At 58.9% G+C, this 16195-nt stretch carries 16 protein-coding genes and 1 pseudogene; 2 read left to right on the top strand and 15 right to left on the bottom strand.

Translation table 11 applies throughout. The features are described from left to right. Positions 1-16: 16 nt before the first annotated feature. The 9 genes from TK42_RS03405 to TK42_RS03365 form a co-directional block, all read right to left on the bottom strand. Positions 17-622 (bottom strand): START domain-containing protein, encoded by a 606-nt coding sequence (locus TK42_RS03405; protein ID WP_103733605.1) that lies wholly within the window; start codon positions 620-622, stop codon positions 17-19. A gap of 41 nt (positions 623-663) precedes the next feature. Continuing rightward, entirely contained in the window at positions 664-918 is a 255-nt protein-coding gene (locus TK42_RS03400; RefSeq protein ID WP_005790462.1) for a YkgJ family cysteine cluster protein, read from the bottom strand. 161 nt (positions 919-1079) lie between these two features. After that, positions 1080-1571 (bottom strand): translation initiation factor 2, encoded by a 492-nt coding sequence (locus TK42_RS03395; RefSeq protein WP_078822081.1) that lies wholly within the window; start codon positions 1569-1571, stop codon positions 1080-1082. Between the two features lie 93 nt (positions 1572-1664). Then, the gene (locus tag TK42_RS03390; RefSeq protein WP_005790467.1) at positions 1665-3104 is read right to left on the bottom strand and encodes a PLP-dependent aminotransferase family protein; all 1440 of its coding nucleotides are present in this window, start codon (positions 3102-3104) and stop codon (positions 1665-1667) included. A gap of 250 nt (positions 3105-3354) precedes the next feature. After that, positions 3355-4167, bottom strand: coding sequence for an OmpA family protein (locus TK42_RS03385; RefSeq protein ID WP_005790469.1), 813 nt, complete (start codon positions 4165-4167; stop codon positions 3355-3357). Beyond that, positions 4164-4526: a DUF4398 domain-containing protein gene (locus TK42_RS03380; RefSeq protein ID WP_005790472.1), complete on the bottom strand. Its 363-nt coding sequence runs from the start codon at positions 4524-4526 to the stop codon at positions 4164-4166. The genes TK42_RS03385 and TK42_RS03380 overlap by 4 nt, the downstream gene beginning before the upstream one ends. 9 nt (positions 4527-4535) lie before the next feature. Further along, on the bottom strand, positions 4536-5351 hold the full coding sequence (locus TK42_RS03375) for an ABC transporter substrate-binding protein (protein WP_103733850.1): 816 nt from the start codon (positions 5349-5351) through the stop codon (positions 4536-4538). A gap of 72 nt (positions 5352-5423) precedes the next feature. Then, positions 5424-6353, bottom strand: a complete 930-nt coding sequence (locus TK42_RS03370; protein WP_103733604.1) for an electron transfer flavoprotein subunit alpha/FixB family protein — start codon at positions 6351-6353, stop codon at positions 5424-5426. A gap of 2 nt (positions 6354-6355) precedes the next feature. Beyond that, complete coding sequence (locus tag TK42_RS03365) at positions 6356-7105, bottom strand: electron transfer flavoprotein subunit beta/FixA family protein (protein ID WP_005790477.1); 750 nt, start codon at positions 7103-7105, stop codon at positions 6356-6358. A gap of 484 nt (positions 7106-7589) precedes the next feature. Here TK42_RS03365 and TK42_RS03360 point away from each other — a divergent pair, with 484 nt between their 5' ends. Next, the gene (locus TK42_RS03360; RefSeq protein ID WP_032879883.1) at positions 7590-9254 is read left to right on the top strand and encodes an electron transfer flavoprotein-ubiquinone oxidoreductase; all 1665 of its coding nucleotides are present in this window, start codon (positions 7590-7592) and stop codon (positions 9252-9254) included. 107 nt (positions 9255-9361) lie between these two features. Here TK42_RS03360 and TK42_RS03355 read toward each other — a convergent pair whose 3' ends face one another. From TK42_RS03355 to TK42_RS03345, 3 genes are all read right to left on the bottom strand, one after another. Continuing rightward, the gene (locus TK42_RS03355; RefSeq protein ID WP_103733603.1) at positions 9362-9664 is read right to left on the bottom strand and encodes a hypothetical protein; all 303 of its coding nucleotides are present in this window, start codon (positions 9662-9664) and stop codon (positions 9362-9364) included. A 12-nt stretch (positions 9665-9676) separates the two neighbouring features. Beyond that, entirely contained in the window at positions 9677-11749 is a 2073-nt protein-coding gene (locus TK42_RS03350; RefSeq protein WP_103733602.1) for a hypothetical protein, read from the bottom strand. Between the two features lie 166 nt (positions 11750-11915). Next, positions 11916-12809 carry an AraC family transcriptional regulator gene (locus tag TK42_RS03345; RefSeq protein ID WP_032879881.1) on the bottom strand — a complete coding sequence of 298 codons (894 nt, stop codon included), beginning with the start codon at positions 12807-12809 and terminating at the stop codon, positions 11916-11918. 183 nt (positions 12810-12992) lie between these two features. Here TK42_RS03345 and TK42_RS03340 point away from each other — a divergent pair, with 183 nt between their 5' ends. Continuing rightward, positions 12993-14045, top strand: a complete 1053-nt coding sequence (locus tag TK42_RS03340; protein WP_032879880.1) for an NAD(P)-dependent alcohol dehydrogenase — start codon at positions 12993-12995, stop codon at positions 14043-14045. Here TK42_RS03340 and TK42_RS03335 read toward each other — a convergent pair whose 3' ends face one another. From TK42_RS03335 to araG, 3 genes and pseudogenes are all read right to left on the bottom strand, one after another. After that, entirely contained in the window at positions 14046-14849 is an 804-nt protein-coding gene (locus TK42_RS03335; protein ID WP_032879879.1) for an IclR family transcriptional regulator, read from the bottom strand. It lies immediately after the preceding gene. Positions 14850-15035: 186 nt separating this feature from the next. After that, entirely contained in the window at positions 15036-16001 is a 966-nt protein-coding gene (araH, locus tag TK42_RS03330) for an L-arabinose ABC transporter permease AraH (protein WP_103733601.1), read from the bottom strand. Between the two features lie 20 nt (positions 16002-16021). Then, a pseudogene (araG, locus tag TK42_RS03325) lies at positions 16022-16195 on the bottom strand (L-arabinose ABC transporter ATP-binding protein AraG); the annotation flags it as partial.

The raw sequence follows: 16195 nt of genomic DNA, 5'->3' as shown, positions 1-16195 counted from the left end.
ACCTGATCAACAGCGCTTATTTTTCAGCGTGTTCCTTCAGGGCTTTCAAGGTGTTGAACGGCGCGTCCACCACGAACTTGTTGGCCAACCACGACGGTACGCTGCCGCCTGGCTCGGTGTGTACCTGGTAGGTCACTTCAGTTTCATTGGCACCTTTGGGCACCAGTTTCCAGAAGCCATCAACCTGGGCCACTCGCACGTAGCCTTTTTCTTCAGGCTTGTAAGTCGGCACGCCTACCAGCTTGCGCGTAACGCTACCGTCAGCGGCTTTGGTGGTGGTGACGTGGATATACGAATCACGATCCGTCACAGGGAACGGCGCCTTGAACTGGGTGTAGGTCCATGCCTCGTCGCCTTTCTTGTCGACGAGTTTCTGGGATTTGCATTCATGGATCCACACGCAGGCCCCCGCGACGTCTTCCTGCAAAGCCTGGATTTTGGCGACGGGGGCCTTGATTACCGTCACACCGCGATAGGCTTTGTACTTGGAGCCGGCCATTTCGCTCAGCGAAATCTTGATGCCGTCTTCGTCCTTGGCAACTTGCCAATCCTCAGCCTGGGCAGTGGCCGCGAACATCATCGTAAAACCGCACACCACAGCCATTCGTTTCAGCGAACCCATCGTTGTATTCCTTGTTGTTGAAGTTCCGATAGTAAAGCCCATCAAGCCGCCGTCATTTGCTCCCACCAGCCGATCAAGCGAATCGCATCGGCCTGGTCGTTACCGCAGACCTCGATATCCGCCTTGAAATCACTGCACACCGCCGGACGTTCCGGTTGACCGAACAGCTGGCACAGTTGTTCCACCGACAGGTGCAGGCAACGCACGCCTGCAGGTTTGCCCTGGGGCATTCCCGGCAGCGGTGAACTGATGGAGGGGGCGATGCAGCATGCGCCACAGCCTTCACGGCATTTCATGACCAGCAGGTCCTCGACGACTCAATAGGATGGCCGGGCTAGAGTACGCCCTTAAACAGCCGTTTTAAAATGGTCCAACAGGGGTTTTTCGCACAAAACAAAGATGACCGACCAGTCTACGACAGATGGTCGGCAACCCGGGTCACCTGTGACTGAACAGTTTATTGCTTGAATTCGAAATCCAGCGCGGCGCCTTCTACATCGCGACGCTCATCGTTACGCAGTTGCAGCTTCATCTCATTGCTGAGCAAGCGGCCGTTGATCTGGAACGCGCTGTTATCGGTGGGCTTTTCGCCAAACATCGGCGGCAGCAAGGGCACGCTCTTGGGTTTGGGCATGGTGCCGATCGGCTGCAAGTGCCTGACCATGTCCGAAGGCAGGGACAGGTCCAACTGTGCCGGTGGCAGTTTGGTCTGGGCCACTTCATGGGCCGACTTGGACTTGCTCGCCACAGGTGCGCGCTTTTTGGTCTTCACCGCTTTTTTCACGGTGGCTGGGGCTTTTTTTGCGGGCGTTGGCTGCTTGGCCGACGTTTTCTGCTCGGCACTTGCGGCGGGCTTAACGTCAGCCACCGGCGTTGCAGCCAGCACAGTGCAGACGTTGCACAGGCTTAACAGGCCAATCACCAAAGTTACACGGAAAATAGACGTCATATCGCCAACAGCATTAACGGCAGAAGGCCATATGCTCGCTTGTTGTGCGTGGCATGACAAGGGCGCAGATCAATGTTGTCCCCTCTGCCCCCCTCAAAAGCCTGCTGCAGTTTCCTGGCACAGCTGGCTGGCAAGCATGCCCAGGGTCATCAACGCCCGCTCTGCCTCGCGGTTCCACGGGGTGCCGCAATTGAGACGGATGCAGTGGTTGAACTGTTCGGTATTACTGAAGATCAGCCCTGGTGCAATGCTGATGCCCTGTTGCAGGGCACGCACGTGCAGCTCCTGGGTATTGACCCGCCCCGGCAAACTGACCCACAGGATAAAGCCGCCGGTCGGACGGGTCATCTGGGTGCCTTCGGGGAAATATTGCTGCACCGCCAGCTGGAAGGCGCTGAGGTTCTTGCGGTATTCCTGGCGAATGTAACGCAGGTGACGGTCGTAGCCGCCGTTTTCCAGGTACGCCGCCACGCCCATCTGCGTGACGCTGCAGGCGGAGTGAGTGCTGAACATTTGCAGGCGCTGAATCTCCTGCTGGTACTTGCCGGCGATCATCCAGCCGATGCGTACGCCCGGGGACAAGGTCTTGGAAAAACTCGAACAATAGATGACCCGGTCAAGACGGTCATAGGCTTTCAGGGCCTTGGTGCGGCCCAGTTCGAACATCAGCTCGCCATAGATATCGTCCTCGACGATCTGGATATCGAAATCCGACGCCAGGCGCAGCAATTGCTTCTGCCGCTCCTCCGGCATGGTGCCGCCCAAGGGGTTGCTCAGGCGCGTAGTCAGCACCAACGCTTTGATCGACCATTGGTTGGCCGCCAATTGCAGGGCTTCCAGGCTCATGCCTGTGGCGGGGTCGCTGGGGATCTCGATGACTTTGAGGCCGAGCAAATCGGCCAGTTGCAGCAAGCCGTAGTAAGTCGGTGATTCGGCGGCGATCAAGTCGCCGGGCCGGGTCAGCACGCGCAAGGACATCTGCAACGCATCGACGCAGCCGTGGGTGATCACCACTTCGGACGGATCCACGACTACGCCGGCATCGCGCATTCGGATCGCCACCTGGCGACGCAACGGTTCAAAGCCGGGGCTGAACATGTAGCTGAAGGCCCGTGGGCTCTGGAACCGCGTGACCTTGGCCAACTGCTGGTGCAGCGCCCGTACCGGCAGGTAGTCCACACTCGGCACCGCAGCGCCCAGGGGGAATACGCCTTCACGGCGTGACTCGACCAACACCTGCTGGATGATGCTGCTGCGGGTGACCAGCCCCGGGCGCTCGACCCGGGCGATGTCTGGCGTCGGCGCCGTGAGTGCCGGGGTCTGGTGCACGTAATAACCCGATTGCGGCCGCGCCCGAATCAACCCCTGGTCTTCCAGGTTGGCGTAGGCCTGCAACACCGTGGCATGGCTCACATTGAGCTGGGAGCTCATCTTGCGCACAGAGGGCACGCGCTCTCCCGGTTGGTAGACACCGCGCCGGATATCCTCAGCCAGTTGCTGGGCAATACGTTGGTAAAGCAACAGATTGGTCATGACGCAGCACTCGATTTCACGGCTATTTTATTTTTGTGTGAAACATACCAGCACAGTTTAGAAGTGTACGGGGACAGTTAACACAATAATCGAGCGCGAACCGTAGTGACAGCAAAAACTGTGAAGGGAGTACGCGTGACAAAATGTGGGAGGGGGCTTGCTCCCGATGACGGTGTATCAGTCGAAGATGTTGCAACTGAACTACCGCTATCGGGAGCAAGCCCCCTCCCACATGCAATTGCGTCAGACTTTAGCGAGCGGCACCCAGTTGGCCCTTCTCGTCAGAGAACACGATTTCCACCCGGCGGTTCTGCGCGCGGCCACGCTCGGAGGCATTGGCTTCTACCGGGTACTGGTCACCGTAACCCTGGACTTCGATACGCTTGTCGTCGACACCCAGGTCCATCAACAGGTCTGCCACCGATTGGGCGCGGTCACGAGACAGTTTGAGGTTCTCCTGCTCGCCTCCGGTGTTGTCGGTGTAGCCCTCGATACGCACCCGACGCTTGGGGTTCAGTTGCAGAAACTGCACGATCTTGAGCACGGTGCGGCTGGCCGAGTTTTGCAGTTCGGCTTCGCCGGTATCGAACAACACATCCCCCAGGGTCATCACCAGGCCTCGGTCGGTCTGGGTGGTGAGGCTGGCGATCTGCGCTTCAACCCACTTGCCCTGCTGCTGCACACTGGCCAGCTTGTTTTCGCGCAGGGCCAGTTGCAGGCGCTGACGCTCCAACTCGAGCTGGGTGCCGCGCTCGGCATTGAGGCCCTGCTCGGTGTGTTCGCGGGCGATGGCACTGTAGCGCTGGCTCAGGTAGGCGTAATGCACCACGTCGGAGCCGCTGCCCCAGTAGCTGGACAGGCGATCGGCACGGGCCAGGGACTCGCCGGCGCGGATCACATCCTTGGGCGCAAAGCGCAGCACATTGGAGTCTTCCTTGACCTTCTGGAAGTCATCGCCCGCCTGTTGCAATGCCTGCTCGCTGCTGGGCTGGCTGGCGCATCCGCCCAGTGCCGCGCTGCCCAAGAGCAACGCACAGCTCAAACCACGGATCATCGGGCTCATTGCGCGTCTCCCAATTGCAGTTGCTTGCGCAGGCGAGTGATACGGGTATTAAGCACGTTCAATTGTTCCTGGCTCTTGGCGGTCAGCACTTTTGCCTCGGCCAGGCGCGCATCCAGCTCGGCCTGCTCGGCCCGCATACGCGCGCGCTTGTAGGATTGGTCGGCCATGTTGGACTTGGCCCTGGCGAATTTTTCTTCAGCCAGTTTCAGTTCGGGCGATTCATCGGCGTTGACCCCGACCGCGTTGGCTTGCTCCAGGGCTTGCTGGGTCAGGCGCATTTGTTCATTCGGCGCAGGATCGGTTGCACATCCCGCCAGAGCGACAACGGCGAGGGCCGCGAAAAGAGGTCGAAAAATCACTGTAAATCCCTACTTTGTTGGGGTGCCGACGGGTTGTTGCAATTGCGCTTTCCAGCGCTCCAGATTGCGCTGCAGCGCGGCTTGCGCGACACCGGACGCGGGCAATTCTGTCATCTTTTTGGTCAGCTGTCCGCGCAGCCAAGGATCATTGCACGCCGAGTTATGGGAAATCGCCAGGTACAACCCGGGCTGATCGACAGGCACCTCATGGGCAACCAAGTCGTTACTCATGCCCAAGGTCTGGGCCATGGCCATGCCGGAATAGCGTCCCGCCAGCACGTAGTCCACCTCCCCCAGTAACAGTTTCTGGAACGCCGGCGTGAGATTCGGCAGGCGTTGCAGGCTGAGCTGTCGGCCGGCGAAGGTTTCGAATTCAGCGCTCAAACGGGCGCGCTCCGATACCGCACCCTTGTGGCCGTGCAGGTCAGCCGCCGTGGTATAGGCCAGCGGCGACTCCCTGCGCGTCCAGACCAGGTAGTCGGTCTGCATCAACGCCGGATGGATGTAGTCGAAGTTGTCCAGCTCACCGAGATTCAGTGGAGCATCAGCGAGAATATCCATGCGCCCGCTGCGCGCCTCATCCAAGGCCAGGGAGCGTTTGCCGCCGTAGAGCAGGTCGATTTTCAACCCAAGGTCCTTGCCCACTTGTTGCAACACGTCGGCGGTAGCGCCGATCAGGTGCGTGGGGTCCTGGGGGTCGCGCCACAGCAAGGGCGGTGCGTCCGGGCTGCCGGTGATCACCAGGCGTTCGCATTTGCCGGCGGCGAATGACAGGCTCGGCAGCAGCGTGAGGCCCAGCAGTAAAGTCCAGGGGCGCAACTCCATGGCAAGGTTCTCCTGATAAGTAAAAAAAAACCCGGTCATAAGACCGGGCTCTTTATAAGTGAAGCAGCTGGATTAGACCAGCTTCGAAAGCTCTGGTACGGCTTCGAACAAGTCCGCCACCAGGCCGTAATCGGCCACCTGGAAGATCGGTGCTTCTTCGTCCTTGTTGATCGCAACGATCACCTTGGAGTCTTTCATACCGGCCAAGTGCTGGATCGCACCGGAAATACCGACGGCAATGTACAGCTGTGGCGCAACGATCTTGCCGGTCTGGCCGACCTGCATGTCGTTGGGTACAAAGCCTGCGTCCACGGCTGCGCGGGAAGCGCCGACCGCAGCGCCCAGCTTGTCGGCCAGGGCGTACAGGTGTTTGAAGTTGTCACCATTCTGCATGCCACGCCCGCCGGAAACGACGATCTTGGCGGCGGTCAGTTCAGGACGGTCCGACTTGGCCAGCTCTTCGCCAACAAAGCTGGAAGTACCCGCGTCGTGGGTAGCGGAGACGGCTTCAACGGCGGCCGAACCACCTTCGGCGGCAACCGGGTCGAAACCGGTGGCGCGTACGGTGATGACCTTGACCGAGGCGTTGGACTGCACGGTAGCGATGGCGTTACCGGCGTAGATCGGGCGCTTGAAGGTGTCAGCGCTTTCTACCGAGATGATCTCGGAGATCTGGTCAACGTCCAGCTGCGCGGCAACGCGTGGCAGGATGTTTTTGCCGTTGGAAGTAGCGGCAGCCAGGATGTGGCTGTAGCTTTTGCCCAGCTCTGCAACCAGAGGAGCCACGTTTTCCGGCAACTGATGCGCGTAAGCGGCATTGTCAGCGTTCAGGACTTTGCTCACGCCTGCAATTTTTGCAGCCGCTTCAGCCACGGCGCCAGCGCCTTGGCCTGCAACCAGTACGTGGATGTCACCACCGATTTTAGCGGCGGCAGCCACGGTGTTCAGGGTGGCCGGGGCCAGCACCTTGTTGTCGTGTTCAGCGATTACGAGGATAGCCATGATCAGATCACCTTCGCTTCGTTTTTCAGTTTCTCGACCAGTTCAGCCACCGACTTGACCTTGATGCCTGCGCTGCGTGCAGCCGGCGCTTCAACTTTGATGGTCTTGTTGGTGGAGGCGGTGGAAACGCCCAAAGCATCCGGAGTCACCGATTCAAGCGGCTTCTTCTTGGCTTTCATGATGTTTGGCAGGGACGCATAGCGCGGCTCGTTCAAACGCAGGTCGGTGGTGACGATGGCCGGCAGTTTCAGGGAAACCGTCTGGGCGCCGCCGTCGATTTCACGGGTGACCGCAACGCTGTCGCCACTCACTTCGACTTTCGAAGCAAAGGTACCCTGGCCGTAACCGGTCAGTGCAGCCAGCATCTGGCCAGTCTGGTTGTTGTCGCTGTCGATGGCTTGTTTGCCCAGGATCACCAGCTGAGGCTGTTCCTTGTCGACAACTGCCTTGAGCAGTTTGGCAACGGCCAGGGAAGTCAGTTCTTCAGCGGACTCCACCAGAATGGCGCGGTCGGCGCCCAGGGCCAGAGCGGTACGCAGCTGCTCTTGGGCAGTGGTCGGACCGATGGACACCACGACGATTTCAGTCGCAACGCCTTTCTCTTTCAGGCGTACGGCTTCTTCCACAGCGATTTCGCAGAAAGGGTTCATCGACATCTTGACGTTAGCAAGGTCGACGCCGGAATTGTCCGCCTTGACGCGAACTTTCACGTTGTAATCGACAACGCGTTTGACAGCTACAAGAACCTTCATGGATTCCTCGTTACTCTCCGGTGAAAAGAAAGTCGCCTAGGCGAACCTGGCGGTTGATGCTCATCGGCACACAAGGGCACCTCCAAAGACCTCGGCAGTGGCCTTGCACACGGGAAAATGATGACCGTTCGTCAGCGGTGACTGAGAGGTCATTCTTTATCGCGGCGTGTAAACTGCACACCAGCTTACCTTTGGACGTGCTCTTGAAACCTGCAGTCTGCCTACGGGAAGCGCGAAACCGACCGTATCTTGACCGGAACGCCTATTCTGGTCAATACGGCAAAATGGTCAGTCATAAGCCCCGTTGCTTTGATTTACCTAGGCTGCGGGCAATTCAAACAAACGTTTGTATTGGACGCTGCCAGTGGTCTATATATAATGCGCCACCTAGAGAGACAGGTGGGTCGTGCCGTTGTGCATGACGCTACCGAACCTCCACCCATTAGAAAAAAAAGCCTGTTGAGCCTTGAGTAGGAGATAGCCTGTGGAACGCGAATACATGGAATTCGACGTGGTCATCGTCGGCGCCGGCCCGGCTGGCCTGTCTGCCGCCTGCCGACTGAAGCAGAAGGCCGCCGAAGCCGGTAAGGAAATCAGCGTCTGCGTGGTCGAGAAAGGCTCCGAAGTCGGCGCCCACATCCTCTCCGGTGCCGTGTTTGAACCCCGCGCCCTGAACGAACTGTTCCCGGACTGGAAAGCGCTCGGCGCCCCGCTCAACACCCCGGTGGTGCGCGATGACATCTATGTACTGCGCAGCGGCGATACTTCCACCAAGGTTCCCGACTTCTTTGTGCCCAAGACCATGCACAACGAAGGCAACTACATCATTTCCCTGGGCAACCTGTGCCGCTGGCTGGCCCAGCAGGCCGAAAACCTGGGCGTGGAAATCTACCCAGGCTTCGCCGCCCAGGAAGCCCTGTTCGATGAAAACGGCGTGGTGCGCGGGATCATCACTGGCGACCTCGGCGTCGACCGCGAAGGCAAGCCCAAAGACGGCCTGTACACCCCAGGTATGGAGCTGCGTGGCAAATACACTCTGTTCGCCGAGGGTTGCCGCGGGCACATCGGCAAGCAACTGATCCAGCGCTTCAACCTGGACAGCGACGCCGACGCCCAGCACTACGGCATCGGCCTCAAGGAAATCTGGGAAATCGATCCAGCCAAGCACCAGCCAGGCCTGGTGGTGCACACCGCCGGTTGGCCGCTGGACATCATGGGTAACGAGAACACCGGTGGCTCGTTCCTCTATCACCTGGAAAACAATCAAGTCGTGGTCGGTCTGATCGTCGACCTGTCCTACAGCAATACCTTCCTTTCGCCCTTCGATGAATTCCAGCGCCTCAAGCACCACCCGGTGCTGGCCCAATACCTGGAAGGCGGCAAGCGGGTCAGCTACGGCGCCCGCGCGATCTGCAAAGGCGGGTTGAACTCGTTGCCAAAGATGGTCTTCAAGGGCGGTGCACTGATCGGTTGCGACCTCGGCACCCTGAACTTCGCCAAGATCAAGGGCAGCCACACCGCCATGAAGTCCGGCATGCTCGCCGCCGACGCCGTGGCCGACCGCCTGTTTGCCGAATCCGAAGGGGGTGATGAACTGACCGCGTATGTCGACAGCTTCAAAGCCAGCTGGCTGTACGAAGAACTGTTCGCCAGCCGCAATTTCGGCCCGGCCGTGCACAAGTTCGGCGCGATCATCGGCGGCGGTTTCAACTGGCTCGACCAGAACATTTTCGGCGGCAAGATTCCTTTCACCCTGCACGACACCAAGCCGGACTACGCCTGCCTGAAGCTGGCCAAAGACAGCCAGAAGATCGCCTACCCCAAACCCGACGGCAAGCTGAGCTTCGACAAACTGAGCTCGGTGTTCATCTCCGGTACCAACCATGAAGAAGAACAGCCGTGCCACCTGAAGCTCAAAGACCCGAGCATCCCGATCGGCACCAACCTGCCGCTCTACGATGAACCGGCGCAGCGCTACTGCCCGGCCGGCGTGTATGAGGTGGTGACCAAGGAGGACGGCGAGAAGCGCTTCCAGATCAACGCCCAGAACTGCGTGCACTGCAAGACCTGTGACATCAAGGACCCTTCGCAGAACATTACCTGGGTGACGCCGGAAGGTGCGGGCGGGCCGACTTACCCGAATATGTAAGGCTGCTCGAATAGTGGTTCTACGATCAGGCTGCACCGGCTGAATCAATGGCTTCTTCGATTCAGCCGGTGGACGCGCTGTCAGCGGTGTTGAAATCGCTGATCGGCTCAACTGACGGCATTGGTTTTCAACGACTCCAACAATTCGACCATTTCTTCAAAAGATTGGTTATCCGGTTGAATCTGCTCCCTGAGCTCCCAAATACTGTAGCGGTCATCGGACTGTGCCAGGTTAACCCCTGCCGTCTTCGCCGAACCAAAATCCACCGGATAACACTTGCGAGTATTGGCGTCGTAAAGAATATTCCTTGCGGCCAAATCATTGTGAGCAATGCCGGCGTTTTCCAATTCGACCAGCATATTCAACACGCTGGCTGATAAGCCCTCTGGCAAGGCTTTATCCCCGACCATCAGTTGCTCAAGCTATTCTCCCGGCACTTTGGGCATACGCATATAGGAAACGGTGTCAGCAGCATTGCTGCCAAGGAACGTCGCACGCTGTTCTCCATAATATCGGTTAAATAACGCCACCTCATTTCTCATATCAGCAATGCGCTTGGCAGCCGGTAAAGGGAACGTTACTTTGATCACATAGTCAGCATCGTCCGGGTCGGCATACACCATCGCACGGGAGCCAAACCCGACGGGGTCTTTCAATCGTCCCTCAAGTTCATCCAGCCCACCGCCCGTGACTCCTCTTCGACGCCAAACACCCTGAGCATCGGGCTTGGCAACAATGGCGCTACTGGCCAACTGGTCGGGGTCATGTGGATCGACTACACGCAAAATGTAATGCGTGCCGTCCCCGGCATCAGGGGCATTGGCGACGTAATAGGGTCTGCCACCTAACTCGATTTCCCGCATACCTGGAAAAGAAGCGCCAGCATTGGGCGCTCTCATCAATTGCAGGTCGTTTGTCTGTGAGTCAAGTTCCCAGCGGTAGTGTTGGGCGGCAGTGCTATTGGTTAACGAGGGTTCTCCCAACTCTACATTTGCCTTCGCCATGGCAATTTCATGGGCCAGTTGCAAACCTGAGATCACCGCTGCGGCACCGCCGGCTACTCGATCATTTTGCGTCATGCCATCAACGGCGTCATGAACCCCGAAGACAATGTTGCCGGTGTTACCGATGATGGGCAGGTAACCGAAGGTATTGCCCCAAAATTCTTTCGCGGCTTTCCAGTTCTGCTGCGACGCACCAAAGACCTCAGTCTGGTCGGCCCACCTTGCGTCTTTTGCGTTAACAGCCTGAAAGTGAGAGGCAATGCCGCTCTTCAGATCGCCAAACTTCAGGTAATAATCGCTGTCTCTCGATTGGGTGTAATTGAATGTCTCCCGAACGGGTACGGCCCTATCCGCAAGCAGATTTTTTCTGCCTGGGAAGGTGGCGCTATTACCGTGAATAAGCGCCCCCAGCACGTAGTCTGCCCTTGGCCAATGCGCGTCTTTGCCGCCTTGCCGGTCACGGGCGTTGAAACTGTTCTGCACATGAGCACGATTTCTTTCAGCCCATTTGGCAAAGTCATCATCCCCGTGCAGTTCACTGACAGTGCCGCGTCTCAAATCGACCATTAAGCCTTTATCAGGTCGATGGTCATAATCACCGTGATAATGGACATAAGGAACAAAGGCATAACCTGCCAGAGAGTAACCGTATATATTTGGAACAACGACGTTTCCATTGTCCTCAAGTGTACGAATGATGGCTTTCTGGCCCGCCGGCGTAAGCTGACTGAACGTAGCCTTGTCGTCATGCAGACCTTGCAATGTCCACTTGAGCACATAGGCGTCCGCTTTCCCCGAGCGCTCTGCGAGCTTGCCCTCAGGGTCGCGCATCGGCTTGGCTATTTCTTGCTCCCAATGACCTTGAAGTACGCTGCCCAGGGCCTCAAGGTCGTTGATCATATCCTTGGCCTGCGCATTGATATGCATGCCTTGGGCGTTCAACTGGCCCCCCGGCGCCACTTTATCGTGCTTCAACGCACCGGCTGCAATTTGCCATGCCAAGTAGGTGCGTTCATCCTGATTAGTCAGATGCGAGACACCATTGAGTTCCTTGACGTAAGACTGGAACGTCACCGTGATTTTTTGATGTGGGTCGTACCCCGCCGCCAGCAATCCACCGCTGAAATAACCTGCAGGCTCCAAGAACGGACGCAGGTGCTGGAATCTGATATTGCGTTGGCCTTCGTCGCCAGTTTCCATAGTCTGGATCTGCGCAACAACGCGACCAGCATAGGCATTGATTCGCCGTTCACGCTCGCCAAACGTATACCTTGCGGTAGGCGGTGTTACATCGAGCGAGCCGTAAATTACACCCTTGGAAAAATCAAGTTCGTGACTCGGGTCAGGGGCGACTGTCGTGTTGTTGACAACACTCACTTTCATGCCTGCCGAACCGTTAACCTTACCTGCGGTTACAGGGTTTGCAGGCAGTGCAGAAACGGATTGCTGAGTGCTGATAAGCATCGTATGAGTGAGGGGCTGAACTTTCACGCGCACTACCTCCTTGGTCCCAGACGCTAATTCGCCTGGTGCAATCGTGAGTGCATAACGAGCCAGAGCAGTTCCGTTGCCACCGCGCTTAAACAGTTATCAGGTATTGCCTCCCTATTCGATGTTCATGCAAGCAAGGCTTGTCTGGCAGGCGTACCCGGCAGACTCAGGCGGCTCGCTCTTCACCAGGGTTACGCAAAAAGTAACGCTTATATTCGCGACTGAACTGCGACGTACTCTGGTACCCCACGCTGTGCGCCGCCTGCGCCACGCTCATGCCCTCCACCAGCAGCAACTGTTGGGCCTTCAATAGTCGCAGGCGCTTGAGGTACTGCACCGGCGACAACAAGGTGCAACGCTTGAAATGTTCATGAAAGGTCGACGCACTCATGTGCGCATACCCGGCCAGCGTCTCGATATTCAGCGGTTCGGCATAATGGGCATGCAGGTGATTCAATGAGGTGGCGATGCGCGAAAACTGCCCCTGTTGTTCCACCAATGCACGCAGCACATCCGCCTGCGGCCCGCGCAAGGCGGTGAACAACAATTCGCGCACCCGCGCCGGGCCCATGATCCGGCTTTCCAGCGGATCGTGCAGGCACTGCAACAGCCGTTCGACGCATCCACGCATGGCGTCATCGAGCACCACCGAACTCATCGACTCCAACGTCTGCGCCGTAGGCGGCGGCCCGGCCTGCATACCCATCGCAATCACCAACTCGCCCAACACCACCCGGTCGATGCCCACCGTCACGCCATACAGCGGCGCATCGGGCGCCATGGCAAAAGTCTCGCACTCGAACGGCACCGGCATCGCCTGGATCAGATAGTGCCCGGCGCCATACTCCAGGGTACGCGGGCCCAAGTACGCGACTTTGCTGCCTTGGGCCACGAACATCAGGCTCGGCTCGTAGATCTGTGGCCCCCGCGCCACATCGCAACTGGCGCGCAATACCTTTACACCGGGCAGGTGAGTCGGGGAAAAACCGTCGCGGGATGCAAGGCCCTCAATCAAGGCGACCAGGGTGGCATTGGCATCGAGATGGCGGGTCAGCAACATGGCAAAAAACTTCGCGAATTAGGGATGAGAGCATCATCGCAGGTCTGGCGACCAATACATCCAAACTTGAGGCAGTGTCGGACGAATAGGCATGAGACTCGGAGCAATCGCCATGGCCGCCGGTGCGCTCGGTACGCAGAATGGCTCGCCTCACTTGTCATTGCTTTTTTGCGAGGTTTCTTCATGTACACCGCCATCGGTTATGCCGCCCAGTCGGCCACCACTCCCCTCGCCCCTATGTCGTTTGAACGCCGCAGCCCGCGTGTCGATGACGTGGCCATCGAGATCCTCTACTGCGGCGTGTGCCACTCCGATATCCACCAGGCTCGCAACGAGTGGGGCATTGCCGTGTACCCGCTGATGCCGGGCCATGAAATTGTCGGTAAGGTCACCGCCGTCGGCGCCAACGTCACCGCGCATAAAGTCGGTGATCTGGTTGGCGTAGGCTGCATGGTGGATTCGTGCCGCCACTGCGAAGCCTGCCAGTCAGACCTTGAGCAATACTGCCTCGAAGGCCCGACCATGACCTACGCCACCCCGGACCGCGTGGATGGCAGCAACACCATGGGCGGCTACTCCGACAGCATCGTAGTCAGCGAACACTTCGTGGTGAAGATCCCGGCCAAGCTCGACCTGGCCAGCGCTGCGCCGATCCTGTGCGCAGGCATCACCACCTACTCGCCGCTCAAGCACTACGGCGTGAAAGCCGGCGACAAAGTCGGCATTCTCGGCATGGGCGGCCTGGGCCATATGGGAATCAAGTTCGCCAAGGCCATGGGCGCCGAGGTGACGCTGTTCACCCGCTCGGCGAGCAAGGCTGAGGAAGGCCGCCGTCAGGGCGCCGACCATGTGATCGTGTCCACCGATGCCGAGCAGATGAAGGCCGCTGCCGGGCACTTCGACTTCCTGCTCGATACCATCCCGGTGCAGCACGACCTGAACCCCTACCTCGATGTACTGCGCTTTGACGGCGTGCATATCCTGGTCGGCCTGATCGAGCCGGTAGACCCGCCCGTCAACGCCGCGAAACTGGTGCTGGGCCGTAAAGTGCTGGCCGGTTCGCTGATCGGCGGCATTGCCGAAACCCAGGAAGTCCTGGATTTCTGCGCCGAGCACAACATCACCTGCGACATCGAAATGCTCGACATCCGCCAGATCAACGAGGCTTACACGCGCATGATCGCCGGTGACGTGAAGTACCGCTTCGTTATCGACATGGCGAGCCTCAAAGCCTGATCAGGCTTTGGCGCCCAACTCCGCTGACAGCCGGGCTGCGACCTGTTTGATCACAGGGATCAGCTCGGCCATTTTCTCCAGCGGCATGTAGGGCACGGTACTGGCGATGCTGATGCCGGCGACAATTCGCCCGCCGGCATCGCGCACCGGCGCGGCCACACAACGGATCGACGGTTCGTTGTCTTCCAGGTCGAACGCATACCCGCCCGCTACATACTCGCCCATGCGCTGTTCGAACTGCGCCCAGGATTGCTCCGGGTGCTGCGGCCATTGCAGGCTTTTGCCCGTCGCCGGCAAGCTGGCGTGGTACAGGCGCTGCCACTCCTGCGGCGAATCATCCAGCAACAACGCCTTGCCGATACCGGTGCGCGCCAGCGGCATACGGTGGCCGACCCGCGAGCGCATTTCCGGGCCATTGCGGCCAGGGTTCTTGTGCAGGTAAAGCACATCGTCGTATTCACGGATCGCCAGGTGGATGGTGTCGCCGGTGAGCGCCGACAGCTCGTCCAGATAGGGTACCGCCAGGCTTACCAACGGTAGCTCTTCGCGGGCCTGGAAGCCCAGCTCGATCAACTTTGGCCCCAGCAGGTAACCAACCTGCGGCACCACGCGCAGGTAACGCTCCTCGACCAGGCAACTGGCCAGGCGGTGGGTGGTGCTACGGGTAGTGCCGATACGCCGGGCAATCTCTTTCAGATCCCGCGCACCAGCCGCCACCGCGTGCACCACGCCCAGGCCACGCAACAGGGTTTGGGTACCGGTGGGGGCGGCGTCTTTGACGGGGGTGTGGGCGTTTTCCTGCATATCGGGCCTATGTGGTAGTACGAAAACGAGCGGCATTATGGCAAATACCGCCCTCCTGAACACAGGAGATCCAAGGTGGGAGCTGGCTTGCCTGCGATGGCGGTGGGTCAGTTAAAGATAGGCTGGCTGACAGCCCGCTATCGCAGGCAAGCCAGCTCCCACAGTTTAATCTTCACAGGGCGAACATTAGCGTTGCTTCATGCGGTCGATGATGACCGCCAGCAGCAGGATCGAACCCCGGATCACATACTGGTAAAACGTGTCGATGTTCTTCAGGTTCATCGCGTTCTCGATGATCGCCAGGATCAGCACCCCGGCAATCACATGGCGAATCATGCCGATGCCGCCGCTCAGCGATACGCCGCCCAGCACGCACGCAGAGATCACTGTCAGCTCGAAACCCTGGCCGATCATCGGCTGGCCCGAGGTCATGCGCGACGCGAGAATCACCCCGGCCAATGCGCCGATCAAACCGTGCACGGCAAAGATGATGATCTTGGTGCGATCGACATTCACCCCGGCCAGCAGCGCGGCTTCCTGATTACCACCAATGGCCATGGTGTTGCGCCCATAGCTGGTGTAATTGAGCAGCCAACCGAAGAACACGAAACACAGCACAGTGATGATGATTGGCACCGGTACGCCCATCAGTTGGCCATTGCCGAATACGAAGAAATCTTCATTCATCACCCCCACTGCCTTGCCGTTGGAGAAGATGTACGCCAGGCCGCGCACGATCTGCATGGTCGCCAAGGTGGCAATCAACGCATTGATGCGCAGCTTGGCAATCACGATGCCGTTGATCAGCCCCACCACCAGCCCCATGGCCAGTGCCGCCGACACGCCGAGTACTACGCTGTCGGTGTCACGGATCACGATGCCCGCCACCACCCCGGCACAAGCGATCACCGACCCCACTGACAAGTCGAAGTGCCCCGACGCCAGGCAGAACAGCATGGTGCACGCGGCGATGCCCACCGTGGATATCGCCAGCCCCAGGCCGCGCATGTTCAGTGGCGAAAGGAAGTTGTCGATAAATACCGCGCTGAGTACAAAAATGCTCAACGCTGCCAGCAGCATCACCCAGTCGTCGAGAAACTTGCGCTGGTTGAACCCCGGCCAGAAACCCTTTGCAGTTTTAACTTCAGACATAGCCAACCCCTCTCATTTCTTCAAGCCCGCGAACGCGGGAGCGCCAGTTGCAACAGGCGCGCTTCATCCGCTTGGGCGCGGGGCAGTTCACCGCTCAGGGCGCCTTCGCTCATCACCAGGATGCGGTCGGAAATGCCCATCACCTCCATCAGGTCGCTGGACACCACGATCACCGCAATGCCGCTGGCCGCCAG

This window comes from Pseudomonas sp. GZJR-8, from assembly GCF_002916705.1.
Lineage (GTDB): Bacteria > Pseudomonadota > Gammaproteobacteria > Pseudomonadales > Pseudomonadaceae > Aquipseudomonas > Aquipseudomonas synxantha_A.
This window is presented reverse-complemented; position numbering and strand designations above follow the sequence as displayed.